The sequence below is a fragment of the Nocardioides terrae genome (genome assembly GCF_900112345.1).
Taxonomy (GTDB): Bacteria; Actinomycetota; Actinomycetes; order Propionibacteriales; family Nocardioidaceae; genus Nocardioides; species Nocardioides terrae.
Genome location: NZ_FOLB01000008.1, coordinates 106,791 through 130,660 on the forward strand (window position 1 = coordinate 106,791; position 23,870 = coordinate 130,660).

Sequence of the window (23,870 nt, forward strand, 5' to 3'; positions counted from 1 at the left end):
GAAGAGGACACGTAATGCGCAGACTCACCAGGTTCGCCGGCGCGGTCGCGGCCGCCGTAGCTCTGACCCTCGCAGTCGCGGGCTGCTCCAGCGACGACGGCGCCAGCAGCGGCAAGGACACGATCCACGTCAACTTCGGCTACATCGCCGACTTCAACGGCACCAGCCTCCTGGCCATCGCCAAGGACCAGGGGCTGTGGGAGAAGCACGGGGTGGACGTCAGCGCGAAGCCGTTCACCAACGGCCCGCTGCAGATCCAGGCCCTGAGCACCGGGGACCTCGACTTCGGCTACATCGGCCCCGGAGCCTTCTGGCTGCCCGCGTCCGGGCAGGCCAAGCTCGTTGCGATGAACACGCTCGGACGGGCCGACCGCGTCGTCGCCCAGCCGGGGATCGACTCCATGCAGGAGCTGAAGGGGAAGACCGTCGCCGTGCCGGAGGGCACGTCCGGGGACATGATCCTCACGCTCGCCCTCCAGAAGGCCGGGATGACCAAGGACGACATCAAGGTCGTGCCGATGGACCCGGCGGCGATGGTGGCCGCCCTCGCATCGAAGAAGGTCGACGGCGCCGGGTTCTGGTATCCCGCGCTGGCGACGGTGAAGCAGCAGGTGCCCGACCTGGTCGAGCTCGCCAAGAACACCGACTTCGAGGACACCGTGGCCTTCCCGACGGCGTTCGTGGCCGGCAACGACGTCGTCGCGAAGAAGAAGGACGAGCTCCAGCGGGTGCTCGCCGCGCTCCGCGACGCCATCGCCTACCGCGCCGCCCACACCGACGAGGCGATCAAGCTGACCGCCGAGTTCAACAAGCTCGACCCCGAGATGGTCAAGGCCGATGCCGCGAACGTGGAGGTCCTGAGCCTCGAGCAGATCGACCAGATGACCAAGGACGGCACCGTCAACAAGTGGCTGTCCGGGATGAACGACTACTTCGTGCAGGCCGGCAAGCTCGATGCGCCGGTCGACCCCACCGAGTACTACACCGGCGACCAGTTCCTCGCCGCTGCCGACGCGACCGCGGGGGAGAGCGCGGGTGAGTGACGCAGCCCCACGCACCAACATCCTGTTCCTCATGACCGACCAGCACCGGGCGGACACGCTCGGTTCGTACGGCAGCGACCTGGCCTCCACGCCGGTGCTGGACGCGCTGGCGGCGAGCGGCACCCGCTTCGACCGGTGGTACACCCCGACGGCGATCTGTACGCCGGCGCGGGCGAGCCTCCTCACCGGACAGGCGCCGTTCCGGCACCGCGTGCTCGCCAACCACGAGCGCAACGTCGGCTACCTGGAGGACCTGGCGGACGGGACGTTCACCTTCGTCGAGGCCCTGCGCGAGCACGGCTACAACACCGGCCTGGTCGGGAAGTGGCACGCCGGCACCGACAAGAACGCCAAGTACTTCGGGTTCGACGGTCCGGACCTGCCCGGGTGGCACAACCCGGTCGACCACGAGGACTACCAGGCCTACCTCGCCGAGCGTGACCTGCCGCCGTACGAGATCAGCGACCGGATCCGCGGCACGCTGCCCAACGGGGGTCCCGGGAACCTCCTCGCCGCTCGCCTCCACCAGCCGGTGGAGGCGACGTTCGAGGCCTACCTCGCCACCCGCACCATCGAGCTGCTGGAGCGGTACGCGAAGGAGCTGCGGGAGGGCAGCAGGCCGTTCTTCCTGCAGCTCAACTTCTTCGGGCCGCACCTGCCCTACGTGATCCCGAACGAGTACTTCGACATGTTCGACCCGTCGGAGGTGGAGCTGCCGCGGTCGGTGGCGGAGACGTTCGAGGGCAAGCCGCCGGTCCAGCGCAACTACAGCGCGCACTGGACCTTCGACACGATGCCCATCGAGACCACCCGCAAGCTCATCGCGGTCTACCGCGGCTACGTCGCCATGATCGACGAGCAGATCGGCCGCGTCATGGAGGCGCTGCAGAGGCTCGGCCTGGTGGACGACACGGCTGTCTTCTTCACCTGCGACCACGGCGAGTTCACCGGGTCCCACCGCCTCCACGACAAGGGACCGGCGATGTACGAGGACATCTACCGCACGCCCGGGCTGGTGCGGGTGCCTGGTGGACCGGCCGGGCAGGTGCGGAACGAGTTCGTGTCGCTGCTCGACTGCACCGCGACGATCCTGGACCTGGCGGGCATCGACCCGGCGCCGGCGGTGGACTCGCGCAGCCTGCTGCCGCTCGCCACCGGTGCGGAGCCCGAGTGGCAGGAGGACATCGTCTGCGAGTTCCACGGCCACCACTTCCCGTATCCCCAGCGCATGCTGCGGGAGGACCGTTACAAGCTCGTCGTCAATCCGGACTCCACCAACGAGCTGTACGACTTCGTCACCGACCCCGACGAGCTGCTCAACGTCTACAACCACCCGGAGATGGAGCCGGTCAAGAAGCGGATGATGCAGCGTCTCTACCGACTCCTGCGCGAGCGCGGCGACAACTTCTACCACTGGATGACGACGATGTACGACGTCGGCGAGGTCGACCACGACCCGACCCAGTCGGGCCTCGACGAGACGACGTACGTCTCGGGGGAGGACGTGGCTTGAGACGACCCAATGTCGTCATGATCCTCACCGACGACCACGCCTCGCACGCGATCGGCGCCTACGGCTCCGTCGTGAACACGACGCCGTGGATCGATGAGATCGCACGGACCGGCGTGAGGTTCGACAACTGCTTCGCGACGAACGCGCTGTGCTCGCCCAGCCGGGCAAGCATCCTCACCGGCACCTACAGCCACGTCAACGGCGTCTCGACGCTGGTGACGCCGATCGACGCGAGCCAGCCGACCTTCGTCTCCCAGCTCAAGGCGGCCGGCTATCGGACCGCGATGATCGGCAAGTGGCACATGGGGGACGGGCCCGGGCACGACCCGCACGGCTTCGACTACTGGGACGTCCTCATCGAGCAGGGGGAGTACGTCGACCCGCGGTTCCTCTCCGAGGACGGGCTGCGCACGGTCCCGGGTTACGCCACCGACGTCATCACGGACCTGGCGCTGGAGTGGGTCGAGAGCCTCGACGACTCGGCTCCGTGGTGCGTGCTGATCTACCACAAGGCGCCGCACCGCCCGTGGATCCCGGACGCGGCTCACGCCGAGCTCTACTCCGACCCGGTCCCCGTACCGGCGACGTTCGACGACGACTACGCGACCCGGACGTCGTCCGCGCGCCGGGCGGCGATGCGCATCGCCGAGCACCTCAACGCCGAGGACCTCAAGGTCGACCCGCCCGCCGGGCTGACCTACGATCAGGAGGCGCTCTGGAAGTACCAGCGGTTCATGGAGGACTACCTGCGCTGCGTGGCGTCGGTGGACGACAACGTCGGCCGGGTGATCAACTTCCTGCGCGCGCGGGGCGAGATCGACGACACCCTCCTGATGTACGCCTCCGACCAGGGGTTCTTCCTCGGCGACCACGGCTGGTTCGACAAGCGGTTCATGTACGAGGAGTCGCTGCGCATGCCGTTGGTGCTCAGCTATCCGCGGTGCATCCCGGCGGGTGACGAGCACACCGGCATCGTGACCAACGTGGACCTGGCGCAGACGATCCTCGACGCGGCCGGCGTCGACCACCACCCGCGCATGCAGGGCCGGAGCTTCTGGGGCGACATCGCCACCGGGGCCGAGCCGGTTCCGCCGGCCGAGGGCATGTACTACCGGTACTGGGAGCACGACGACGTGTTCCACAAGGCGCCCGCGCACTACGGCTACCGGACGGACCGCTACAAGATCATCTACTTCTACAACGACGGGCTCGGCCTGCCGGGCACCGGAGGGTTCACCTACCCCGGCGAGTGGGAGCTCTACGACCTGGTCGAGGACCCGGAGGAGCTGCGCAACGTCTACCAGGACCCGCTCTACAAGGACGTGCGTGAGGAAATGACGCGGCGGATGTGGCTCGCCCAGGCCGAGCTCGGCGACTCCCCGCACCCCAGCCAGCCCCGACCGGCGGGCGTGTGACCATGCGGCGGTTCCCCAACCAGGTCTACGCGAAGGGTGATGAGCCCGACCCGCGCTTCAGCCTCGCGAACGAGCGCACCTTCCTCGCCTGGGTGCGGACGGCCCTCGCGCTCTTCGCGGCGGGCGTGGCGCTCGAGGCCCTCGATCTCCCGGCCCATGCCGGGCTGAGGGCCGCGGCGGCGCTGACGTTCGTGGTGGTCGGCTTCGTCGCGACGATGCAGGCCTGGATCGGGTGGAGCCGCACCGAGCGGGCGCTCCGGCTGTCCCGTCCGCTGCCGGGGCCGACCGCCGGGATCGTCGTCGTGGGCGGTGCGTGCGCGGCCATGGTCGTGCTCGCCGTCGGGTTCGCGCTGTGAGCGGCGACGGGACCTCGGACCGGACGGCGGCCGATCAGGGCCTGCAGCCGGAGCGAACGGCGCTGGCGTGGTACCGCACCTGCCTGTCTCTGGCCGCCGGCGCAGCGGTCGCGGCTCGGTACGGAGGCAGCATCGGCGTCGGCTGGGCCGTCGTCCTGGGGGTGACCGGTCCGGTCCTCGCCCTGGCTGCAGCTCTCGCCGCCCGGCAGAGGTACGCGTCCGCACGCCGGTCGTTGGCCTCGGGGCTGCTGGCCACCGACGGAGTCCTTCCGGCCCTCGCGGCCGCGACGCTGGGTGTCGTCGGACTCGGCTGCGCGACGTACGTCGTCGGTACGGTGGTGTCGTGATGAAGGCGGTCGAGCCCGGGCTCGTCGAGATCGAGGGCGGCACGTTCCGCATGGGATCCGACGACTTCTACCCGGAGGAAGGGCCCGTCGTCGAGGTCCATGTCGACTCCTTCCGGCTGGCCCGCCACGCGGTGACCAACGAGCAGTTCGCGGCCTTCGTCGCGGACGCGGGATACATCACCACGGCCGAGCGCCCGCTGGACCCGGCCAGCTTTCCGGACGGGACGCTGGAGAGTCTCGAGCCGGGGTCCCTCGTCTTCACTCCGACGACCGCCCCCGTCGACCTGCGTGACTGGCGGCAGTGGTGGCGTTGGGTGCCGGGGGCGTCCTGGCGGCACCCGTTCGGCCCGGACAGCAGCATCGAGGGGCGCGACGGCCACCCCGTCGTCCAGGTCTCGTTCGAGGACGCGAACGCCTACGCCGAGTGGGCGGGGCTGCGCCTGCCGACCGAGGCGGAGTGGGAGTACGCCGCCAGGGGAGGGCTGGACGGGGCGACGTACGTCTGGGGCGAGGAGCCGAACGACGGCACCCGCGCGAACACCTGGCAGGGCCGGTTCCCCTATCTCAACGAGGGTGCACAGGGGTGGGTCGGCACCGCGCCGACCGGGTCGTTCCCGCCCAACGGCTTCGGCCTCCACGAGATGACCGGGAACACCTGGGAGTGGACCTCGGACGTCTGGACCGACCGGCACCAGCCACGCCCGGCGACGGCGTTGCCCCTGGCCTCGTCCTGCGGTTGCGGTCCCGCGGCGCCGGAGGGCGGCGGGGACGCGTCCGTCCGCGTCCTCAAGGGGGGCTCGCACCTCTGCTCGCCGGAGTACTGCCTCCGTTACCGGCCCGCGGCCCGGTCCCCGCAGTCCACGGACTCCGCGACGACGCACATCGGTTTCCGCTGCGCCGGGTGAGGTAGGGCTGGTCCGCGGGCTTTGTCGAAGTCTGCGGACCTCGCGGGGACTTGGCGTACCCCTGAGGACAAGGAGGAGGCGTTCAAGGCGACCATCTCCGAGAACCACGTCACGATCGTCATTCCCGATGATGACTCGGACAGCGAGTCGCTCTACCGGGACGGCACCTTCCCCTACGAGGCGGGCGACAAGACGATCGTGTCGGCTGCGGACAGGGGGCAGCTGGACGCCTCTCTGCTCGGGTCTGAGGACAGCGAGAAGACCCTCACCCTCGACGGGGACCGGATCAAGTTCGACTTCAGCATGATGGGCACGACGCTTCACGTAACGCTCGAGAAGAGCTGAACCGGCGCTCGCCGGGATTCGATCCTCAGCGCGCCGAACACGTGGTTCCGGATGCGGACACAAGCGTGACTGATCGCGCCGATCGCGATCGTCCGCCTGCCCCTCCGCTGACGAGGGCGTTCCGCGGCTCGGTTATCCACAGAGCGTCGCTCGGGCCCGTTCGGCCGCCCAGAAATGTCGGTGGTGGGCGGGATCATCCTGGGTATCGGATCTTCTCTCGGGAGTGCTGATGAGTGCAGCGGACATGGAGCCACCACGCCGGCCGGCGCTGTCGCGTGCGCATCAGGTGCACCGGTTCCTGGGCCGGTTGCATGAGGTGCTGGACACGGTGGACTCCGACCGGGTGTGGTCGTTGTCGTCGGTGGAGTTGGGTGAGTGTCTGCGGGAGGCGTACGCCGCCCAGGCCCGCCTCGCCGAGCTCACCCTGGCCTTGCTCGCCCAGGCGGGGTCGTCCGGTTTGGCCGCCCATGACGGAGTGGTGTCGATGCCCGCCTGGCTGCGCGACCAGGTGCGTCTCGCGCCGGGGGCGGCGAAGCGGGAGGTCACGCTCGCCGACGCGCTGGCCGAGCGGCGGCTGGTCCGCGAGGGCCTGGCCGCGGGCGCGTTCCCGGCCGCCTCCGCCGCGGTGGTCGTGGACGCGCTCGACGCCCTCCCGCCCGAGGTGGACGCCGACGTGGCGGTGCGCGCCGAGCAGCACCTGGTCGGGGAGGCCCATGCTCACGACACCGGTGTGCTGCGTCGGGATCGCTGACCATCTCGACGAGGTCCTCGACCCCCACGGCGCCGACCGGCGCCTGGCCGTCCAGCTGGCCCGCGCCGAAGCAACCGCGGCCCGGCGGGCGTTCCCCCGGCTGCGGCACGACGAGACCACGCAGACCACCGACGGGGTCTTTCGGATCCCGCTGGTGCAGGGGGTGCGGTTGCAGCGGATGTTGGAGGCGCTGCTCAACCCCGGCCGCCCCGACCCCATCGACCCGATCGACCCCGACACCGGCCTCAGACTCACGGCCGAGGAGCTGCGCGGGCGGGCGCTGGCCGAGCTGGTCGACCGCATCCCGAAGGCCAAGCTCCCCCGGACAGGTGGGTGTGACCCGGTCGTGGTCGTCACCCTGGACCTGGCGACCCTCCTCGGCGGCCTCAAGGCCGCCCCCCTCGACACCGGGGACGCGATCAGCCCCGGCACCGCCCGCCGCCTCGCCGCCCGCTACGGGATCATCCCCGCCGTCCTCGGCTCCAGCAGCGAGGTCCTCGACCTGGGCCGCAAGGCCAGGCTCTACACCGGCAAGCAGCGTCTGGCCATGAACGTGCAGCAGGGCGGCGTGTGCGCGGTCGAGGGCTGCGCACGACCCGCCGCCTGGGCGGACGCCCACCACCTCCACCAGTGGCAGCACGGCGGGCGGACCGACCTGAAGGACGGGGTGCTGGTCTGCCGACCCCACCACACCTACGCCGACCACCCCGACTACCAGGTCGAACGCCTACGCCCCGGCCGCATCCGCCTCCACCGACGCCACTAGACCAGCTGAGGACCGCGGCCCGCGCGGACTCAGGGCAGCACCTTGCCCGGATTCATCAGCGCCCCGGGGTCGAGCGCCCGCTTGACCGCGCGCATCAGGTCCAGCTCCACCTCGGACTTGTACGTCGCCGCGGCACCGCGCTTGAGCACGCCGAGCCCGTGCTCCGCGCTGATGCTGCCGCCGCGCTCGGCGACCGCGTCGTAGATCAGGCCGGTCAGCTCGCCGGCGGCCGCTCGCAGCGCCGCCTCGTCACCGACAGGCGCGCTCAGGTTGTAGTGCAGGTTGCCGTCGCCGACGTGGCCGTAGGTGACCAGGCGGAGCCCGGGAAGGAGTGCGCGCAGGCGGGGACCCACCTCGGCGACGAAGCCGGCCAACGACGAGATCGGCACCGTGATGTCGTGCTTCACGGACAGACCGTCGAGCTTCTGCGCCTCCGCGAGGCCTTCCCGCAGCGTCCACAGCGACGTGCGCTGCGCGGGGTTGCCGGCGATCACGGCGTCGAGCAGGAGCCCCTGAGCTGCGGCGGCATGCAGCGCGGCCTCCAGTCGCTCGCCGACGTCGTCCGACCCGGCGGCCAGCTCCACGAGTCCGTACCACTCGTGTGTCGAGTCGAACGGGTCCCTCGCGCCGGGCACGTGCGTGAGCACCAGCTCCATGGCCTGCCGGCCGAGCAGCTCCCAGGTGGTCAGCGTCCCGCCGCACTCCTGTCGGAGCAGCGGCAGCAGCTCCGTCGCTGCGTCGGCCGAGGCCAGCGCGACGAGCGCGGTCGCCCGCCGCGGCGTCGCGGGGAACAGCCGGAGCACCGCCGCGGTGACGATCCCGAGCGTGCCCTCGGCGCCGATGAAGAGCTGCTTGAGGTCGTAGCCGGTGTTGTCCTTGCGTAGCGCCCGCAGGCCGTCCCACACCCGCCCGTCGGGCAGGACGACCTCCAACCCGAGGACCAGTTCGCGCATCATCCCGTAACGCAGCACCGCCGTTCCGCCGGCGTTGGTCGAGACGGTGCCGCCGACCGTGCAGGACCCCTCCGACCCGAGCGACAGTGGGAAGAGCCGCCCGGCGGCCTCGGCGCGCTCCTGCACCGCTCGCAGCACGACGCCCGCCTCCACGGTGATGGTGTCGCCGACCGGGTCGAGCCCGCGGACCCGCCGCATCCGCTCGAGGGACAGCACGACGTCGCCACCCGAACCGTCCGGCACGGCACCCCCGACGAGCCCGGTGTTGCCACCTTGGGGGACGACCGCGACACCCGCTTGCGCACACAGCCGCACCGTGTCGGCCACGCCCGCGGTGTCGGCGGGTCGGACCACGGCCAGCGCGGCTCCGGCGAAGGCGCCGGTCCAGTCGGTGACGTAGCCGGCGGTGTCCGCCGCGTCCGTGAGGACGGCGTCGTCGCCCAGGGTGCGGCGCAAGGTCGGGAGCAAGGAGTGCATCGGTTCCTCCGAGGAGTCAGCTGAGCAGGAGCGCGACGAGAAGGGCCAGGGGGAGGCTGCACACCGTGGTGATGAGGATGCTCTCGCGGGCGACGGTCTCTCCGACCCGGTAACGGGTCGCGTGCAGGAAGATGTTCTGCGCGGTGGGCAGCGCCGCGGTGAGGACGACACCGAGCAGCACCGGCCCCTCGAGCCCGAGTGCCGTGGCGACCAGCCAGGCGACGATCGGCATGACGACCAGGTTGAGCGCCGAGACCGTCAGCACCTCTCGGTTCTGACCGGCACGGCCCGGCGGCGGGCTCAGCCCCAGGGCGGCGCCGTAGGACATCAGCATCAGCGGGATCGCCGCCCCGCCCATCAGGCGCAGTGGCTGGTCGACGGCCACGGGGAGCTTCCAGCCGGTGATCGTGGTGAAGCCGGTCAGCAGACCCATGCCGCCCCGGCTCGACCCCTCAGCCGGGGCCGCACGTCCCGATGTGACCCGATGGTCACGACGCCCGCAGCCGCACGTGCTCGGTGCCGATGTCGGCGATCGTCGGCGTGCCGAGCAGGCACATCGCCCGGCGCAGCTCGTCGACGAGCAGGTCGAGCGTCGCGCTCACACCCCGCTGCCCGCCCACCATCAGACCGTAGAGATAGGCGCGGCCGACCAGCGCCCCACGGGCGCCGAGGCCGACCGCAGCGGCGATGTCGCCGCCGGACCGCACGCCGGAGTCGACGTACACCTCGGCCCGGTCGCCGACCGCCTCGACCACGGCGGGCAGCAGCTCCAGTGGCACCGGCGCCCGGTCGAGCTGGCGGCCGCCGTGGTTGGACAGCACGATCGCATCGGCGCCCGCGTCCACGGCCCGGACCGAGTCGCCGACGGACTGCAGCCCCTTCACGACGACCGGCCCGCGCCACTGCGACTTCAGCCACGAGATGTCGGCCGGGCGGATCGCCTGCTCGCGCAGCTCGTTCGACATGCCCCATCGGCCGTAGGTCGAGCCCTCGGGGAAGGTCGCGAACCGCAGCGGCTCGGTGGTGAGGATGTTGCCGACCCAGCCGGGATGGCCCGCCAGTCCTGCGAGCGTCCGGGCCGTCAGCTGCGGCGGGATCGCGAACCCGTTGCGCTTGTCCTTGCGCTTGAGCCCGGTGACGGTGGTGTCGACGGTCAGCATGATGGCCTCGTAGCCCTGCTCCGAGGCCTCGGCGAGATGGGCGAGGCTGACCGCCCGATCCTTCATCAGGTAGAGCTGGAACCAGTTGCGGCCGCCGGGAGCCGCCCGCGCGACGTCGGTGATCGACGTCGTGGCGTACGTCGACAGGGCGTAGGGGACCCCCGCCCGTTCCGCGGCCGCCGCGACCGCCCGCTCGCCCGAGTGGTGGCTGAGCCGGGTGTAGCCGGTCGGCGCGAGCACGATCGGCGCGGTCGCCGGCCGGCCGAGGATCGTCGTGGACACGTCGGGGGAGGCGACCTGGCCGAAGGCCGTCGGCCGCAGCTCGACGCGGTCGAAGGCGGCGCGGTTGCGCGCCATCGCGATCTCGCCGTCGGAGCCGCCGTAGACGTAGTCCCACACCGCGCCCGGCACCCGGCGCCGGGCCATCCTCTCGAGGTCGTCGACGCTGAGGCAGCGGCCGAGCCGGCGCTCGGTCGCGTTGCGCGCCATCGGACGGGTCTTGAGGAACGGCTCGAGGTCCCGCCACCGCGGCACCTGTCGGATCGTCTGCACTCGCTGGACTCCACATCACTCGTGCTATAACTTCATAACTCGTCATACAAGTTATCGCATCGAGGGAGATCCCGCCATGGGCGCCGACCGCATCCGTTCACTGACCCTGTCCCACGTCGTGCTGCCACTGGCGAACCCGGTGAGCGACGCCAAGGTGCTCACCGGCCGCCAGAAGCCGTTGACCGAGACCGTTCTGCTCTTCTGCGAGGTCCGGACCGAGCAGGGGCGCGAGGGGATGGGCTTCAGCTACTCGAAGCGCGCGGGCGGGCCGGCCCAGTTCACCCACCTCTCGGAGGTGGCCCAGGTCGCCATCGGCCAGGACCCCTCCGACATCGCGAAGATCTACGAGTCGCTGATGTGGGCCGGCGCATCCGTCGGCCGCAGCGGCGTGGCGACCCAAGCGGTGGCCGCCCTCGACGTCGCGCTCTGGGACCTCAAGGCCCGGCGCGCCGATCTGCCGCTGGCGAAGCTGCTCGGCGCCCATCGCGACTCGTGCCGGGTCTACAACACCTCCGGCGGCTTCCTCCAGGCGTCGGTCGACGAGATCAAGGAGAAGGCGACCGCGTCCCTCGAGGCGGGCATCGGCGGTATCAAGATCAAGGTCGGTCAGCCTGACTGGGCCGAGGACCTCCGCCGCGTCGCCGCCCTGCGGGACCACCTCGGCGACGCGCCCTTGATGGTCGATGCCAACCAGCAGTGGGACCGGGCCCGCGCCCGTCGGATGTGCCGTGCGCTGGAGGAGTTCGACCTGATCTGGATCGAGGAGCCGCTGGACGCGTGGGACGCGGTCGGTCATGCCGACCTCTCACGCACCTTCGACACCCCGATCGCCACGGGCGAGATGCTGACGTCCGTGCCCGAGCACATGGCGCTGATCGACGCCGGCTACCGCGGCATCGTCCAGCCGGACGCGCCCCGGATCGGCGGCATCACACCGTTCCTCCGGTTCGCGACCCTCGCCTCGCACGCCGGCCTCGCCCTCGCCCCCCACTACGCGATGGAGATCCACCTGCACCTGGCCGCCGCCTACCCGACCGAGCCGTGGGTGGAGCACTTCGAGTGGCTCGACCCGCTCTTCGAGGAGCGGATCGAGATCCACGACGGCCAGATGTGGGTCCCGGACCGCCCTGGCCTCGGTTTCACGCTCAGCGAGCGGATGCGCTCGCTGACGAAGGAGACCGCTACCTTCACCGCGTGAGCACCTCACTCGCCCAGACCGTCGTCACCGGGCTGAAGTCGCGCATCCTCGACGGCTCGCTCGGGCCCGGGACGAAGCTCCCGTCCGAGGCCGAGCTCATCGAGGAGTACGCCGTCTCGCGGACCGTCATCCGCGAGGCGGTCACCCGGCTCCGCGCCGAGGGGCTGGTGGAGACGTTCCAGGGCCGCGGGTCCTTCGTCCTGGCGATGCCCGAGCCGACCTCGTTCACCGTCGAGGCCTCGGCCATCCGCAGCCAGGCGGACGTGCTCGCGATGATCGACTTCCGGCTGGGGGTCGAGAGCGAGGCGGCGTACCTCGCCGCGGCGAACCGCACGACACAGGCGGCCGAGGCGGTGAGGGCGGCTCTGGATGCCTTCACGACCGCCGAGCCGGAGGCGGCCGTCGAGGCCGACTTCACGTTCCACCGGGCGGTGGCCGCGGCGAGCGGCAACCGCTTCTACCTCGACCTGCTCGACTCGCTCGGGCCGATGATGATCATGCTGCCGCGCACCAGGCTGCCGGAGGAGTTCTCACTCACCGACGCCGCCCACGTCGACAGGGTGCGCCGCGAGCACGACAGCGTCGGGGCGGCGGTCATCGCCGGCGATGCCGAGACGGCGCGGGCCGCGATGCGCGTCCACCTGGGCAACACGCGGCGACGGTTGCAGTCCTAGGCCGCGGCCTGGCCCACGACCGTCTCGTGGCACGGATCCCAAGATCGGGCGGGCGCGTCCCTCAGGCCGGACTCCACCTTGCCGATGAGGGCGTCATGACCGCTCCAGCAGTCAACGACCAGAGCGCAGCCGCGCAGGTGCACATCGGGCGCCAGCCGATCTATCACGGCGACCGTGTGTATGCCTACGAGCTCCTCTTCCGCTCGCACGCGGACGCTCGGATCGCCTCGTCCCGGGGCGCCTCCGCCACCGGAACGATCATCCACAACGCCTTCGCCGAGTTCGGCCTGGAGAGCCTGGTCGGCCCTCGACGCTGCTTCATCAACGTGACCCGGGAGTACCTCACCGGCCAGCTGCCGATGCCGTTCGAGCCGGGGCAGGTCATCCTCGAGGTGCTCGAGACGGTCCACGTCGACGACGAGGTCGTGGCGTCGGTGATCCGCCTGGTCGAGTCCGGCTTCGACGTCGCGCTGGACGACTTCGTGATCGGCAGCGACCACGAGCGCCTGCTCGACGTCGCGTCCTACGTGAAGATCGACCTGGCCTCGGCGCCGGAGTCCGTGCTCCGCCCGGAGGTCGCGCGCCTGCGCGAGCGTGGCCTGACCCTCGTGGCCGAGCGGGTCGAGACGGAGGAGGACGTCGCCTACGCGCAGGACCTCGGGTTCCACCTGATGCAGGGCTACGCCCTCGGCCGGCCCCAGACCCTGTCGATGCGGACGCTCGGCATCTCGCAGACGCGGCGCCTGGAGCTCTTCGGCGCCCTGAGCGCCGCCGACCTCGACCTCCCGCGCGTGGTCTCCCTGATCTCGACCGACCCCGCGCTCGCCCTGCGTGTCCTGCAGGCCACCAACTCGGCCCAGACCGGCCTCAAGCGCCGGGTGTCGTCCTTGAACGAGGCCGTCACCATGCTCGGGGTGAACCGGATCCGGCAGTGGGTGTCGCTGATGGTCCTCACCGACGTCACGGGCGTCGACCAGGAGACGCTGTCCGGTCTCGTGACGCGCGCCCGGCTCTGCCAGACCGTCACGGACTCGTTGGGAGGACCCGGCGAGTCGGGCTTCATGGTCGGGCTCGTCGCGGGCATCGCGGACCTGATGAAGGAGGACGTCCAGGACGTCGTCCGACGCCTCCCGCTCGACATGTCGGTCGCCGCGGCACTCGTCGAGTACGACGGGGTGCTCGGTCACGCCCTCCAGAGCGTCCGAGCCTACGAGAACTGGACCACCACGCCCTACGTCGGCGGTCTCAACGACCGTCTCGCCGAGGCGCACCTCGCGGCGATGGTGTGGTCAAACCGGCTCGTCGCCGAGCAGGCCGGCTGACGCCGACTCCGTCGCAGGCGACCGGCGAGCGGTCAGCCGTCCTTGCGCTGCAGGGAGCGGAGCACGTCGTGAGCGGCGCGCGCGCCGCCGACGAGCGCGCCCTGCTGGGAGGCCGTGTCGCGGTGGTCACCGCACACCCAGGTCGCCTCGTCCACCCGCTGCTCCCGCCGCGCCTGCAGCGGCGCCGGCTGTGCGGGCAGGGCACGGGGGACCTCGTGCCGGAGGATCAGGTCCCAGCCGCGACCTGAGGTGCCGAGCATCGCGGCGGCGTGCCGGCGGGTCTCCGGCTCGGGAGCGGGGCTGCCGCCCGCGGGCAGCAGGCTGGTGACCTGGATGAGGTGCCGGCCGGCGGGCGCGTAGGACGGCGCGGTCACCGAGACGACGCACGTGTTGATCGCCGGGCCCGACCCGTCGCGCACGTCGAGGTGGAGCATCCCGCTGGTCGTGGGCGGCTCGCCGACGGCGTACCAGTCGGTCACCACGCCCTTCGGACGAGGCGCGACGACGCGCGAGTCGAGCAGCGACTCAGCCGTCCACGGATCGGTGGCGACCACGAGCCGGCGGGCGGCGTACGTCGCGCCGCTGGACGTGACGCGGACGCCGTCGTCGGTCCGCTCCGACCGCTCGACCGCCTCCCCGAGCCGGACGCGCTCGCCCAGCGGCACGGCGATCGCGCGCGGGAGGGCGTCGGCGCCGTCGCGGGGCAGACCGGGCGTCCCGCGGACGAAGCTCCGGACGAGCAGCATCGCGAAGGCGGCGGACGTCTCACCGGCGTCCTCGAGCACCACCCCGGCGAGGTAGCGCTGGAGGGTCGCTCGCAGCAGACCGTGCGCGCCCGCCCGGTCGAGCGACTCCTGCAGCGAGGTGTCCGGCCGCGCCCGGAGGAGATGGTCGATCAGGCCGTGGTCGCGGCGCATCCCGGTCAGCAGCGGTGTGGCCCAGCGCGCGAGCGCCCACAGCTCCGTCGGCCGGGGCGCGGTGTTGCGGAGGGTCGCGAGGATGTCCGTCGGCACGCGCAGCGGGTCGGCCAGCGTGCGCAGTCCGTCGTCGGTGAGGACCCGGGCTCCGGCGGCGAAGCGCTGGAGGCCGAGCGCGTCGACGTCGACGGCCGCCCGCAGGGCGGGGTACCAGGGATTCACCACCTGGAACCCGCGGTCCAGCAGGAAGCCGTCGACGCGGTCGGTGCGCACTCGCCCGCCCACCCCGTCGGAGGACTCCAGCACGACCACGTCGAGACCGGCGTCGTGCAGGATCGAGGCGCAGCGCAGGCCGGCGAGGCCGGCGCCCGCCACGACGACGTCGACAGTCTCCATGAGAACGGGTGCCCGGCGACGCGGTCGGCCACACCCGGGCCGCGAGCCGGGAGGTCCTGCGATCTGGCTGCTAGAGCGACCGGTGCGCCTGACGTCTCGCCGACGGGGTCAGCCGGACGCGGCGGCGTCCAGCTGGGCCTGCGCGTCGGCGATGAGCTCCACCACCCGGGCGCCGAAGGCGACGTCGAGCGGGTGAGGGTCGCCGGAGGCGGCCCCGACCAGCTCGGCGACAGCGGTGGGGAAGGCCTGCGGGAAGGCGCTGTCCGGCCGAGGAGGCATGAGGGACAGTCCCGACTCGCCCCAGACCGCAGCCTCATAGCCTTCCGCCGCGCGCGGGGCGAACTGGGTCAGCGTCGCGGTGCTGAGCGCGCCGCTCTCGTGGCGGAGCGCGAGGTTGACGAGGTCTCCCCGGCCACCGAACGCGCTCACCGAGACGATCGGGCCCAGGCAGGCGCTCAGGGTCGACAAGGCGTGCGGGCCGAGGTCCCACAGCGCACCGCGCTCGTGGCGCCAGGGCGATGCGCCGAACGGGTTGTCGGGCTCCTGCAGCGAGCTGAACCAGCGCATCCAGCCGCCCTGCCAGCCGCCGGTCTCGACGACCCGGTCGAACCACGCACGCGACTCCGCGACGAACCGGTCGGTGAAGAAGACCACGGAGGCCACCTCGGCGTCCTGGACGGCCTCGCGGAGCGCCCGGGCCCCCTCGACGTCAGCGGCGATCGGCTTCTCGAGCAGGAGGTGCTTCCCGGCCCGAGCGGCGCGCAGCGCCAGGTCGGCCTGCACCGCGGGTGGGACGGCGAAGGCCACCGCGTCCACGTGGTCGAGCAGGTCGTCGTAGGTGTCGAACGCGGTCGTCCCGAGCCGCGCGGCCAGCGTGGCCGCCTTCTCGGCGTCCCGCCCCCAGACGCCGACGAGCTCCGCCTCACGCACACTGCCGGCGGCCAGGCCCGGGCCGTGCGTCATCGTCGCCCACGGACCAGTGCCGACCAGACCGAACCGCATGGCGGCACGCTACCCCGGGCGGTCCAGCCGATGGCTCAGCCCGACGGCTCACCCCCACCGCTCACCCCGACGGCTCACCCAGCTCGACGGGCGCGCAGCACGCGGTCCTCGGCGTGATGCGCGGCGCTGGCCGAGCCGGCGGGCCGGGCCCGCCGATCGTCGACCTCCACGGTCCAACCGGGGGCGGATCCGAGCACGGCGGCGAAGTCGTCGACGTGGACGTAGGCCTCGGGGTCGAACGGACGGTGCTGGTGCTGCGGGTGGCGCATCGCCTCGAGGTCGTGGCTGAGGACGATGAGCGTCCCCCCGGGGGCGACCGCGTCGAGGATGGTGTGGACGCCGCGCAGGTCGGGTGTGCGGGGGATCGACGCGTACGCCGCCGAGACGAGGTCGAACCCGCCCGGGGTGAACGGTTCCCACGCGTTGGCGTCGGCGAGCTCGCACGTGACGTCCAGGTCGCGGCGCTCGGCCTCGGCCCGGATCCTGTCCAGCGCGCGCGAGGAGATGTCGCTCGCGGTCACCGTCCAGCCCTGCTCGGCCAGCCAGATCGCATCACCGCCCTCGCCGGCGCCGACGTCGAGCGCCCGGCCGGGGGTCAGGCCGGCCACCTCCGCGACCAGCGAGCCGTTCGGGTTGCCGCTCCACACCGGGTCGCCGGAGTAGCGGTGGTCCCAGTCAGCGACCGAGCCGGACGGCCGAGCGGCGGCCCGGACGTCCTCCCCGGCGAGACTCATGGCCACGGCGCCACCGACACGGCTGCCGTGCGCGGCGGCGGGCAGCACCTGCATGCTCGGGTCGGTGATGTTGCCGGCCGCGAAGACCCCCTCGACGGCAGTGGCACCCATCGGATCGACCTCCACGACGTCGCCCAGCCCGCTGGCGTGCGGGGTGGGACGGAGTCCGAGCTCGGCGAACGGCTCCGCCCGTGGGCGGAACCGCGGCCCCACGAGCATCGCATCGGCCTCGATCCGCGTGCCGTCGGCCAGCTCGACCCCGGTCAGCCGGTCCTCGTCGCTCAGAACCCGCCGCGCGGTGGCGCCGACCCGTACGTCGACACCGGCGGCCGTCAGGGTCCCCACCTCGGTCTCGTCGACCGCGACGCCGTCGGCGACCAGCACGACCAGGCGGCTCGTCAGCTGGCGGAGCAGAGGCACGACGTGGAACCCCATGGGATGGGTGACGAGATGGACCAGCCGCTGGTCGCGCACCTCGTAGCCGTGGCAGAACGGGCAGTGGATCACCGAGCGACCCCAGTGCTCGGCCAGCCCCTCGACGTGCGGCAGCTCGTCCACCAAGCCGGTCGCGACGACGATGCGCCGGGCGACCACGCTGTCCCCGGTGGCGAGCTCGACAACGAAGCGCCCGCCGTCCCGGGCCACCCGCACGGCCCGGCCGGACAGCACCTCGCCGCCGTAGCTGCGCACCTCCGTCCGGCCCGCGACGAGCAGGTCCGCCGGGTCGGTGCCGTCACGGCCCAGGAAGCTGTGCATGCGAGCGGCCGGGGCGTTGCGCGGCTCGCCGGAGTCGACCACGATCACCGACCGACGCTGACGGCCGACCTGCAGAGCGGCAGCGAGACCGGCCGACGATCCTCCGACGACGGCGACGTCGCAGTGACGGACGACGGCAGGAGTCGCAGCGGCTGTGGGGTGCGTGGGGGACGGGTGGTGATGGCTCATGGCATCGACGGTAGGAGCATCTGGCGTTATATGCCAGACTCCTTGCAACATTCGCAAGGAGGATCGATGACCGAGCTCGCCGATATCGAGCACATCGTGCGCACCCGACTGCGGAGCCTGCGCACCACGCTAGGCCTGTCCCTCGACGACCTCGCCGCCCGCACGAACCTCAGCCCCTCGACGATCAGCCGCGTCGAGACGGGCAAGCGGACGATCAGCCTCGACGTGCTCCTGCCGCTCGCCACCGGGCTCCAGGTCGGCCTGGACGCCCTGCTCGACGTGAGCGGCGATGACGACGTGGTCATCCGTCCGACGGCGAGCCGGGTCGAAGGCCGCACGACCTGGACGCTGAGCCGGCCCGAGAGCAGCACGGTCGCGGTGAAGGTGCTGGTCGAGCCGACGGCGTCGATGCCGCGGCAGCGCGTCCACCCGGGCCACGACTGGCTGTTCGTCCTCAGCGGCCGGATCCGGCTCCTGCTCGGTGACCGCGAGATCATGGTGGAGGCGGGGGAGGCGGCCGAGTTCGCCACCATGACCCCCCACGCGTTCGCGGCGGTCGACGGACCGGCCGAGCTGTTGATGATCTTCGACCGCGACGGTCAGCTCGCGCACGTCCATCGCGGCAAGGAGTGACCCGCCGTCGGCGGAAGTCCTCCGCCCGGGTCAGGTCCGGGCCGGCTGGACCGGTGCCTTCACGGCAGTGACGGGGCAGCCGGCGGCGAGCAGCACCTGCTGGGAGGTCGACCCCATCACGAGCTTCCCGGCGGGGGACCGCCGCCGGAGACCGATGACGAGCAGGTCGGTCGTGTCCTCGTAGGAGAGGTCGATCAGCTCCGACGCCGCGTTGTTGTCGGAGCCGACCGTGCGGACCTCGACGCCCCGTTGGCGGAGCGAGGCCTCCGCGAGCGCCAGGTCGGCGGCGAACTCCGCGGTCGCGGCCACCTCCTCGGTCACGACCACCAGGAGCTGGTCGGATCGGACGGTGCACTCGCGGATAGCGAACCCGAGTGCCGCGCGCCCCTCACCGGTCCGGACGTAGCCGACGCAGACGGTCATGACACGACCTCCGGCACGGGGGTGAGGACGCGTCCGTCGGCGAGGAATGCGGCGAGGTTGTCCAAGGTGAGCCGCTCCATGGCGGCGCGTGTCTCGACGGTGCCGCTCCCGACGTGGGGGAGGAGGACCACGTTGTCGAGGCCGAGCAGCTCCTCCGGCACCTTCGGCTCGTCGGCGAAGACGTCGAGCCCGGCACCGGCCAACCGGCCGCTGACGAGCAGGTCGACGAGGGCAGGCTGGTCGACGACGGAGCCGCGCGCGATGTTCACGAGGTAGCCGTCGGACCCGAGCGCCTCGAGCACGTCCCGGCTCACCAACCCACGGGTGCCGGAGCCGCCGGCCGTCGCGACGACGAGGATGTCCACCGCCGCGGCCAGCTCTTGCGGGGACGGCAGGTAGCGGTAGCCGGAGTCGGCCATCTGGGTGCGCTGGTGGTAGCTGACGGGGCAGCCGAAGGCCTCGAACCGAGTGGCGATCGCGCTGCCGATCCGTCCGAGCCCCAGGATTCCGACGCGCTTCCCGGACACCCGGTGGGTGAGCGGGTAGTTGCCCTCCGACGGCCAGGCGCCACGACGGACGAAGCGGTCGGCGGCGCTGATCCGGCGCAGCACGTCGATGGCCAGCCCGAGCGCGGTGTCGGCGACGCAGTCGGTGAGCACGTCGGGTGTGTTCGACACCGTGATCCCACGCTCGCGCGCCTGAGCGACGTCGGTCGTGTCGTAGCCCACGCCGAAGTTGATGACCGCCTGCAGCGACGGCAGTGCTCGCATCAGCTCGGTTCCGACCCCGACGCGTCCGGACGTGACGGCGACGCCGATCGACGCCGCGTGCTCGGCCAGGAACGACGACGTGTCGCCGTCCTGCGGCAGCACCAGTGCGTCGTACTCGGCCCGGAGCGTCTCGGCGAGCGAGGGCTTGAGCTGGCCCACCTGCAGAACATGCGTCATGAGTGTCCTCCCGTGGGACGGTGGTAGGGATTGCCGGGCCGGACGAGCGCCGGTTGCTTGGGGTCGAAGGACCAGCCGGGAACGAGGAACTGCATGGCCACGGAGTCGTCCCGGGCGCCCAGCCCCTCGGCGAGGTAGAGCTCGTGGGCGGCCTGCAGCCGCTCCTCGTCGATCTCCACCCCCAGGCCGGGAGCCGTGGGCACGGTGAGACACCCGTCGGCGATGGTGAGCGGCTCGCGCGTGATGCGCTGCCCGTCCTGCCAGATCCAATGGGTGTCGATCGGTGCTACCTCGCCCGGCGCCGCGGCGGCGACGTGGGTGAACATCGCCAGGGAGACGTCGAAGTGGTTGTTCGAGTGCGATCCCCAGGTCAGCCCCCAGGCGTCGCACAGCTGGGCGACCCGCACCGAGCCCGCCATCGTCCAGAAGTGCGGGTCGGCGAGCGGGATGTCGACGGCGTTGGTCCGGACCGCGTGCCCCAGCTCGCGCCAGTCGGTCGCGATCATGTTCGTCGCGGTCGTCAGGCCGGTGGCTCGCTTGAACTCGGCCATCACCTCGCGACCTGAGTAGCCGTTCTCGGCGCCGCAGGGGTCCTCCGCGTAAGCGACCACGTCGCGAAGCGCATGCCCGTGACGGATGGCGTCGGCGAGCAACCAGCCACCGTTCGGGTCGAGGGTCACGCGCGCCTCGGGGAAGCGCTCGGCGAGAGCCGTCACCGTGGCGACCTCCTCCTCGCCGGGCAGGACTCCACCCTTGAGCTTGAAGTCGGAGAACCCGTAGCGCTCCTGGGCGGCCTCGGCCAGCGCGACCACGGCCTTCGGGGTGAGCGCCTCCTGGTGACGCAGGGTCGACCACGCGTCGGCCCCGTCGGGCTCGCTGCGGTAGGGCAGGTCGGTGAGGGTGCGATCGCCGATGAAGAACAGGTAGCCGAGAGCGCGGACCTTGTCCCGCTGCTGCCCCTCGCCGAGCAGCTCGGCGACCGGGACGCCGAGGTGCTGCCCGTGCAGGTCGAGGAGGGCGGACTCGAGGGCGGTGACCACGTGGACGGTGGTGCGCAGGTCGAAGGTCTGCAGCCCCCTGCCCTGGGCGTCGCGGCCGGCAAAGGCCGTGGAGACCGTGCGCAGCAGCGTGCGGTACGTCGCCACGCGGGCGCCGACGACGAGTGCCGCCGACTCCTCGAGCGTGCGCCGGATCGCCTCGCCGCCGGGCACCTCCCCGACGCCGGTGCGGCCGTCGGAGTCCGTGAGGAGCACGACGTTGCGGGTGAAGAAGGGACCGTGAGCGCCGCTGAGGTTGAGCAGCATGCTGTCGTGACCGGCCACGGGAACCACCCGCAGGCCGGTGACGACAGGGCCTCTCTCACCCACGGGTGAGCTCGCCGTCGACGAGGCGCCAGGCGCCGAGCGGGTTGCCCGCGGCGAGCACCGGCGGCAGGAGCTCGGCCGGCAGGTCCTGGTAGGCCACCGGGCGCAGGAAGCGCTCGATCGCCAACGTCCCGACGGAGGTGCTGCGGCCGTCGGACGTGGCCGGGAACGGGCCGCCGTGCACCATCGCGTGGGAGACCTCGACCCCGGTGGGCCAGCCGTTGAAGATGATCCGGCCGACCTTGTCCTCGAGGGCGGGGACGAGCCCGGCGGCAGCGGCGTAGTCGCTCGGTGCGGCGTGCACCGTGGCCGTGAGCTGGCCCTCGAGGTCGCCGGCAGCGGCGGCGAAGTCGCCAGCGTCGCCCAGTCGCACCACGAGGGAGGAGGACCCGAACACCTCCTCGCGCATCGCCGGCTCGGCGGAGAAGTCGGTCACGGAGGTGGCGAACACGTGGGCCTGGCCTGGGGCCGCGATGGCCTCATCGACGCCGCCGGCGCCCACCTCGGTGACCGTCGGGAGGTCCTGCAGGCGGGCCACGCCCTCGGTGTAGGAGCGCTGGATGCCGGGGTTGAGCATCGGCAGGGCGGGGCTCTGCGTGACGGCCGCTCCGGCCGCCTCGAGGAACCGGTCCAGGTCGGGCCCGTCGACGGCGAAGACCAGACCCGGGTTGGTGCACAGCTGCCCCACCCCGACGGTCAGCGAGGCGACGTACGCCGCAGCGAGCCCCTCGGCGTCCGCGGCGAGCGCGCCGGGCATGAGGAAGACGGGGTTGATGCTCGACATCTCCGCATAGACGGGGATCGGCACCGGACGGCTCGCCGCAGCCGCCATCAGGGAGAGCCCGGCCTGCCGGGAGCCGGTGAAGCCGACCGCCTTCACGCGCGGGTCGCTGACCAGTCCGATGCCGACCCCGCTGCCGCTCCCGAAGATCATCGAGAAGACGCCCTCGGGCAGCCCGCTCGTGGCGACCGCGTCGGCGATCGCACCCGCGACCAGCTCGGACACGCCGGGATGGGCGTTGTGAGCCTTGACGATGACGGGGCAGCCGGCGGCCAGCGCGGCGGCGGTGTCACCGCCCGCCACGGAGAAGGCGAGCGGGAAGTTGCTGGCGCCGAAGACGACGACGGGGCCGAGCGGCACCTTGCGCTGCCTCAGGTCGGGCCGGGGGAGCGGCATCCGGTCGGGCAGCGCCGGGTCGATCCGCGCCCCCGCCCAGCTGCCCTCCCGGACCACGCGGGCGAACAGGCGAAGCTGGTTCGTCGTACGTGCCATCTCGCCACGGACGCGCGGCTCGACGATGCCCGTCTCGCGCACGACCCGGTCGACGAGCGTGTCGCCCAGGGCGTCGATGTTGTCGGCGATCCGGTCCAGGAAGGACGCCCGCTGCTCCGGGGTCGTCTCGCGGTAGACGCCGAACGCCTCCGCGGCCAGCCGCGCGGCGTACTCCACGTGTGAGGCGTCGCCCTGCCGGTACGTCGGCTCGAGCTGCTCGCCGGTGCGGGGATCGATCGCCCGGACCTCGGTGCCGTCACCGGCGACGCGCTTGGAGCCCAGGAACATGGCGCCGGTCAGAGCGGTGGCAGTCATCCTCAGATCACCTTCTTGACGATGTCGGTGAGCTCGGCGAGCTCGGTCTCGGTGAGGTCGCTCAGCGGGGGCCGGACCGGGCCCGCAGGTCGACCGGCCGCGGTCAGGCCGGCCTTGACGATCGAGACGCCGTAGCCGGGCTGTCGGTCGCGGATCGCGATGTAGGGGACGAGGAAGTCACGGACCCGGTCGTAGACGGCGACCCGGTCCTGCGCGCGGGCAGCGGCGTAGAAGTCGAGCGCCCACTCCGGCGCGAAGTTGAAGATCGCCGAGGAGTAGGTGGTGGCGCCGAGCTCGATGTAGGGCAGCGCGTAGGTCTCCGCGGTGGGGAGACCGCCGATGAAGACCAGGCGGTCGGCGTGCTGGGCGTAGAGCGTCGCCATCAGGTCGATGTCGCAGATGCCGTCCTTGAAGCCGATGAAGTTCGGGAACTCGTCGACGAGGCGGCCCACGATGTCGGCGTTGTAGCGGCCGTTGGCCCGGTGGTAGATGACGACGCCGACCGAGGTCGCCGCACAGACCCGCGCGACATGCTCATAGAGCCCCTCGCTGGTGACCTCGGTGAGGTAGGGCGGAAGGAGCAGGATCCCGTCCGCGCCGTCGGCCTCGGCCTGGCGGGCCATCTCGACCGCCGTGGCCGTCCCGTACCCGGCCGAGCCCATCACCGGGATCTTCCCCGCCGTCTCCTCGACCGTCGCCCGCAGCACCCGCGAGACCTCGTCGTGGGTGAGCGAGAAGAACTCACCGGTCCCGCCCGGCGCGAAGAGTCCCGCGACGTCGTACTGCCCGAGGTACTGCAGGTGCTCGCGGTACCCACGCTCATCGAGGCCGTAGTCGGCGGTCGCGTGCGTGACGGGGAAGGACACCAGGCCGGAGCCGAGTGCGGCCCGGAGCTCGTCCGGGGAGTAGTGGGTCATGAAGGTCTCCAGAAGGGTGCGTCATCGAGGGCGACGTTGCAGCGGCGGTGCCGCCTGAGACATGGCTCGGCGGGGCGGACGCCTTTCACGTTAACAGATTGCGGCTACCTATTGGAACACCGTCTGCATATGTGTATTGTCGGCGACACGAACTGTGACTCCGGTCTCAAGACCTGTCGTCGCAGGGCGCCGGCACTCGTCCCACCGCCGTCCAACCCCTCGAGCTC

Annotated in this window: 24 protein-coding genes; 13 read left to right on the forward strand and 11 right to left on the reverse strand. The window is 71.8% G+C overall.

Annotation, left to right across the window (positions count from 1 at the left end):
- Positions 1-14 precede the first annotated feature (14 nt).
- From BM236_RS12005 to BM236_RS12045, 9 genes are all read left to right on the forward strand, one after another.
- Positions 15-1,043, forward strand: coding sequence for an aliphatic sulfonate ABC transporter substrate-binding protein (locus tag BM236_RS12005; RefSeq protein WP_091124056.1), 1,029 nt, complete (start codon positions 15-17; stop codon positions 1,041-1,043).
- Positions 1,036-2,556 carry a sulfatase family protein gene (locus tag BM236_RS12010; protein ID WP_245750298.1) on the forward strand — a complete coding sequence of 507 codons (1,521 nt, stop codon included), beginning with the start codon at positions 1,036-1,038 and terminating at the stop codon, positions 2,554-2,556. The genes BM236_RS12005 and BM236_RS12010 overlap by 8 nt, the downstream gene beginning before the upstream one ends.
- Positions 2,553-3,971, forward strand: a complete 1,419-nt coding sequence (locus tag BM236_RS12015) for a sulfatase family protein (protein WP_245750299.1) — start codon at positions 2,553-2,555, stop codon at positions 3,969-3,971. The genes BM236_RS12010 and BM236_RS12015 overlap by 4 nt, the downstream gene beginning before the upstream one ends.
- A 2-nt stretch (positions 3,972-3,973) precedes the next feature.
- Positions 3,974-4,327 carry a YidH family protein gene (locus BM236_RS12020; RefSeq protein WP_091124060.1) on the forward strand — a complete coding sequence of 118 codons (354 nt, stop codon included), beginning with the start codon at positions 3,974-3,976 and terminating at the stop codon, positions 4,325-4,327.
- On the forward strand, positions 4,324-4,674 hold the full coding sequence (locus BM236_RS12025; protein ID WP_091124062.1) for a DUF202 domain-containing protein: 351 nt from the start codon (positions 4,324-4,326) through the stop codon (positions 4,672-4,674). The genes BM236_RS12020 and BM236_RS12025 overlap by 4 nt, the downstream gene beginning before the upstream one ends.
- Complete coding sequence (locus tag BM236_RS12030; protein WP_091124065.1) at positions 4,674-5,579, forward strand: formylglycine-generating enzyme family protein; 906 nt, start codon at positions 4,674-4,676, stop codon at positions 5,577-5,579. Before BM236_RS12025 ends, BM236_RS12030 begins: the two co-directional genes overlap by 1 nt.
- Positions 5,580-5,600: 21 nt before the next feature.
- Positions 5,601-5,924 (forward strand): hypothetical protein, encoded by a 324-nt coding sequence (locus tag BM236_RS12035; RefSeq protein ID WP_091124067.1) that lies wholly within the window; start codon positions 5,601-5,603, stop codon positions 5,922-5,924.
- A 229-nt stretch (positions 5,925-6,153) separates the two neighbouring features.
- Positions 6,154-6,675 (forward strand): DUF222 domain-containing protein, encoded by a 522-nt coding sequence (locus tag BM236_RS12040; RefSeq protein WP_139230098.1) that lies wholly within the window; start codon positions 6,154-6,156, stop codon positions 6,673-6,675.
- A complete protein-coding gene (locus BM236_RS12045) occupies positions 6,638-7,441 on the forward strand; it encodes an HNH endonuclease signature motif containing protein (protein WP_139230099.1) in 804 nt (267 codons plus the stop codon). The genes BM236_RS12040 and BM236_RS12045 overlap by 38 nt, the downstream gene beginning before the upstream one ends.
- A gap of 29 nt (positions 7,442-7,470) precedes the next feature.
- Here BM236_RS12045 and BM236_RS12050 read toward each other — a convergent pair whose 3' ends face one another.
- From BM236_RS12050 to BM236_RS12060, 3 genes are read right to left on the reverse strand one after another with little or no spacing between them, the layout of a single operon-like run.
- On the reverse strand, positions 7,471-8,871 hold the full coding sequence (locus tag BM236_RS12050; protein WP_091124074.1) for an FAD-binding oxidoreductase: 1,401 nt from the start codon (positions 8,869-8,871) through the stop codon (positions 7,471-7,473).
- Between the two features lie 16 nt (positions 8,872-8,887).
- Positions 8,888-9,304 (reverse strand): AEC family transporter, encoded by a 417-nt coding sequence (locus BM236_RS12055; protein WP_091124076.1) that lies wholly within the window; start codon positions 9,302-9,304, stop codon positions 8,888-8,890.
- 55 nt (positions 9,305-9,359) lie between these two features.
- Positions 9,360-10,565, reverse strand: a complete 1,206-nt coding sequence (locus tag BM236_RS12060) for an alpha-hydroxy acid oxidase (RefSeq protein WP_245750300.1) — start codon at positions 10,563-10,565, stop codon at positions 9,360-9,362.
- Positions 10,566-10,659: 94 nt separating this feature from the next.
- Between BM236_RS12060 and BM236_RS12065 the strand changes: the two genes are divergently transcribed.
- The 3 genes from BM236_RS12065 (at position 10,660) to BM236_RS12075 (ending at position 13,777) form a co-directional block, all read left to right on the forward strand.
- Positions 10,660-11,781 (forward strand): L-talarate/galactarate dehydratase, encoded by a 1,122-nt coding sequence (locus BM236_RS12065; RefSeq protein WP_091124079.1) that lies wholly within the window; start codon positions 10,660-10,662, stop codon positions 11,779-11,781.
- The gene (locus BM236_RS12070) at positions 11,778-12,455 is read left to right on the forward strand and encodes a FadR/GntR family transcriptional regulator (protein ID WP_091124080.1); all 678 of its coding nucleotides are present in this window, start codon (positions 11,778-11,780) and stop codon (positions 12,453-12,455) included. The genes BM236_RS12065 and BM236_RS12070 overlap by 4 nt, the downstream gene beginning before the upstream one ends.
- A gap of 95 nt (positions 12,456-12,550) precedes the next feature.
- Entirely contained in the window at positions 12,551-13,777 is a 1,227-nt protein-coding gene (locus tag BM236_RS12075; protein ID WP_091124083.1) for an EAL and HDOD domain-containing protein, read from the forward strand.
- Between the two features lie 32 nt (positions 13,778-13,809).
- Here BM236_RS12075 and BM236_RS12080 read toward each other — a convergent pair whose 3' ends face one another.
- The 3 genes from BM236_RS12080 to BM236_RS12090 all read right to left on the reverse strand — a co-directional run bounded on the left by BM236_RS12080 (position 13,810) and on the right by BM236_RS12090 (position 17,771).
- Positions 13,810-15,090 (reverse strand): flavin monoamine oxidase family protein, encoded by a 1,281-nt coding sequence (locus tag BM236_RS12080; protein ID WP_091124085.1) that lies wholly within the window; start codon positions 15,088-15,090, stop codon positions 13,810-13,812.
- Between the two features lie 108 nt (positions 15,091-15,198).
- Positions 15,199-16,092, reverse strand: coding sequence for a Gfo/Idh/MocA family protein (locus BM236_RS12085; RefSeq protein ID WP_091124087.1), 894 nt, complete (start codon positions 16,090-16,092; stop codon positions 15,199-15,201).
- A gap of 74 nt (positions 16,093-16,166) precedes the next feature.
- Positions 16,167-17,771, reverse strand: coding sequence for a bifunctional NAD(P)/FAD-dependent oxidoreductase/class I SAM-dependent methyltransferase (locus tag BM236_RS12090; RefSeq protein WP_091124089.1), 1,605 nt, complete (start codon positions 17,769-17,771; stop codon positions 16,167-16,169).
- 66 nt (positions 17,772-17,837) lie between these two features.
- On the opposite strand from BM236_RS12090, the gene BM236_RS12095 reads away from it, so the two are divergent.
- On the forward strand, positions 17,838-18,404 hold the full coding sequence (locus tag BM236_RS12095; RefSeq protein WP_091124091.1) for a helix-turn-helix domain-containing protein: 567 nt from the start codon (positions 17,838-17,840) through the stop codon (positions 18,402-18,404).
- Positions 18,405-18,434: 30 nt separating this feature from the next.
- Here the strand turns inward: BM236_RS12095 and BM236_RS12100 are convergent, their stop codons facing one another.
- The 5 genes from BM236_RS12100 to kdgD are packed head-to-tail and all read right to left on the reverse strand — an operon-like array spanning position 18,435 to position 23,643.
- Complete coding sequence (locus BM236_RS12100) at positions 18,435-18,827, reverse strand: universal stress protein (protein WP_091124093.1); 393 nt, start codon at positions 18,825-18,827, stop codon at positions 18,435-18,437.
- On the reverse strand, positions 18,824-19,774 hold the full coding sequence (locus BM236_RS12105; protein WP_091124096.1) for a 2-hydroxyacid dehydrogenase: 951 nt from the start codon (positions 19,772-19,774) through the stop codon (positions 18,824-18,826). The genes BM236_RS12100 and BM236_RS12105 overlap by 4 nt, the downstream gene beginning before the upstream one ends.
- Positions 19,771-21,141 (reverse strand): enolase C-terminal domain-like protein, encoded by a 1,371-nt coding sequence (locus tag BM236_RS12110; protein WP_245750301.1) that lies wholly within the window; start codon positions 21,139-21,141, stop codon positions 19,771-19,773. Before BM236_RS12110 ends, BM236_RS12105 begins: the two co-directional genes overlap by 4 nt.
- A complete protein-coding gene (locus BM236_RS12115) occupies positions 21,134-22,726 on the reverse strand; it encodes an aldehyde dehydrogenase (NADP(+)) (protein WP_091124098.1) in 1,593 nt (530 codons plus the stop codon). Before BM236_RS12115 ends, BM236_RS12110 begins: the two co-directional genes overlap by 8 nt.
- 2 nt (positions 22,727-22,728) lie before the next feature.
- Positions 22,729-23,643: a 5-dehydro-4-deoxyglucarate dehydratase gene (kdgD, locus tag BM236_RS12120; RefSeq protein WP_091124100.1), complete on the reverse strand. Its 915-nt coding sequence runs from the start codon at positions 23,641-23,643 to the stop codon at positions 22,729-22,731.
- Positions 23,644-23,870: the final 227 nt, after the last annotated feature.

Coding starts and splice junctions, on each gene's coding strand:
- BM236_RS12005 (WP_091124056.1), top strand. CDS start 15: ATGCGCAGACTCACCAGGTTCGCCGGCGCGGTCGCGGCCGCCGTAGCT.
- BM236_RS12020 (WP_091124060.1), top strand. CDS start 3,974: ATGCGGCGGTTCCCCAACCAGGTCTACGCGAAGGGTGATGAGCCCGAC.
- BM236_RS12030 (WP_091124065.1), top strand. CDS start 4,674: ATGAAGGCGGTCGAGCCCGGGCTCGTCGAGATCGAGGGCGGCACGTTC.
- BM236_RS12040 (WP_139230098.1), top strand. CDS start 6,154: ATGAGTGCAGCGGACATGGAGCCACCACGCCGGCCGGCGCTGTCGCGT.
- BM236_RS12045 (WP_139230099.1), top strand. CDS start 6,638: ATGCTCACGACACCGGTGTGCTGCGTCGGGATCGCTGACCATCTCGAC.
- BM236_RS12050 (WP_091124074.1), bottom strand. CDS start 8,871: ATGCACTCCTTGCTCCCGACCTTGCGCCGCACCCTGGGCGACGACGCC.
- BM236_RS12055 (WP_091124076.1), bottom strand. CDS start 9,304: ATGGGTCTGCTGACCGGCTTCACCACGATCACCGGCTGGAAGCTCCCC.
- BM236_RS12065 (WP_091124079.1), top strand. CDS start 10,660: ATGGGCGCCGACCGCATCCGTTCACTGACCCTGTCCCACGTCGTGCTG.
- BM236_RS12075 (WP_091124083.1), top strand. CDS start 12,551: ATGACCGCTCCAGCAGTCAACGACCAGAGCGCAGCCGCGCAGGTGCAC.
- BM236_RS12080 (WP_091124085.1), bottom strand. CDS start 15,090: ATGGAGACTGTCGACGTCGTCGTGGCGGGCGCCGGCCTCGCCGGCCTG.
- BM236_RS12085 (WP_091124087.1), bottom strand. CDS start 16,092: ATGCGGTTCGGTCTGGTCGGCACTGGTCCGTGGGCGACGATGACGCAC.
- BM236_RS12090 (WP_091124089.1), bottom strand. CDS start 17,771: ATGAGCCATCACCACCCGTCCCCCACGCACCCCACAGCCGCTGCGACT.
- BM236_RS12095 (WP_091124091.1), top strand. CDS start 17,838: ATGACCGAGCTCGCCGATATCGAGCACATCGTGCGCACCCGACTGCGG.
- BM236_RS12100 (WP_091124093.1), bottom strand. CDS start 18,827: ATGACCGTCTGCGTCGGCTACGTCCGGACCGGTGAGGGGCGCGCGGCA.
- BM236_RS12105 (WP_091124096.1), bottom strand. CDS start 19,774: ATGACGCATGTTCTGCAGGTGGGCCAGCTCAAGCCCTCGCTCGCCGAG.
- BM236_RS12115 (WP_091124098.1), bottom strand. CDS start 22,726: ATGACTGCCACCGCTCTGACCGGCGCCATGTTCCTGGGCTCCAAGCGC.
- kdgD (WP_091124100.1), bottom strand. CDS start 23,643: ATGACCCACTACTCCCCGGACGAGCTCCGGGCCGCACTCGGCTCCGGC.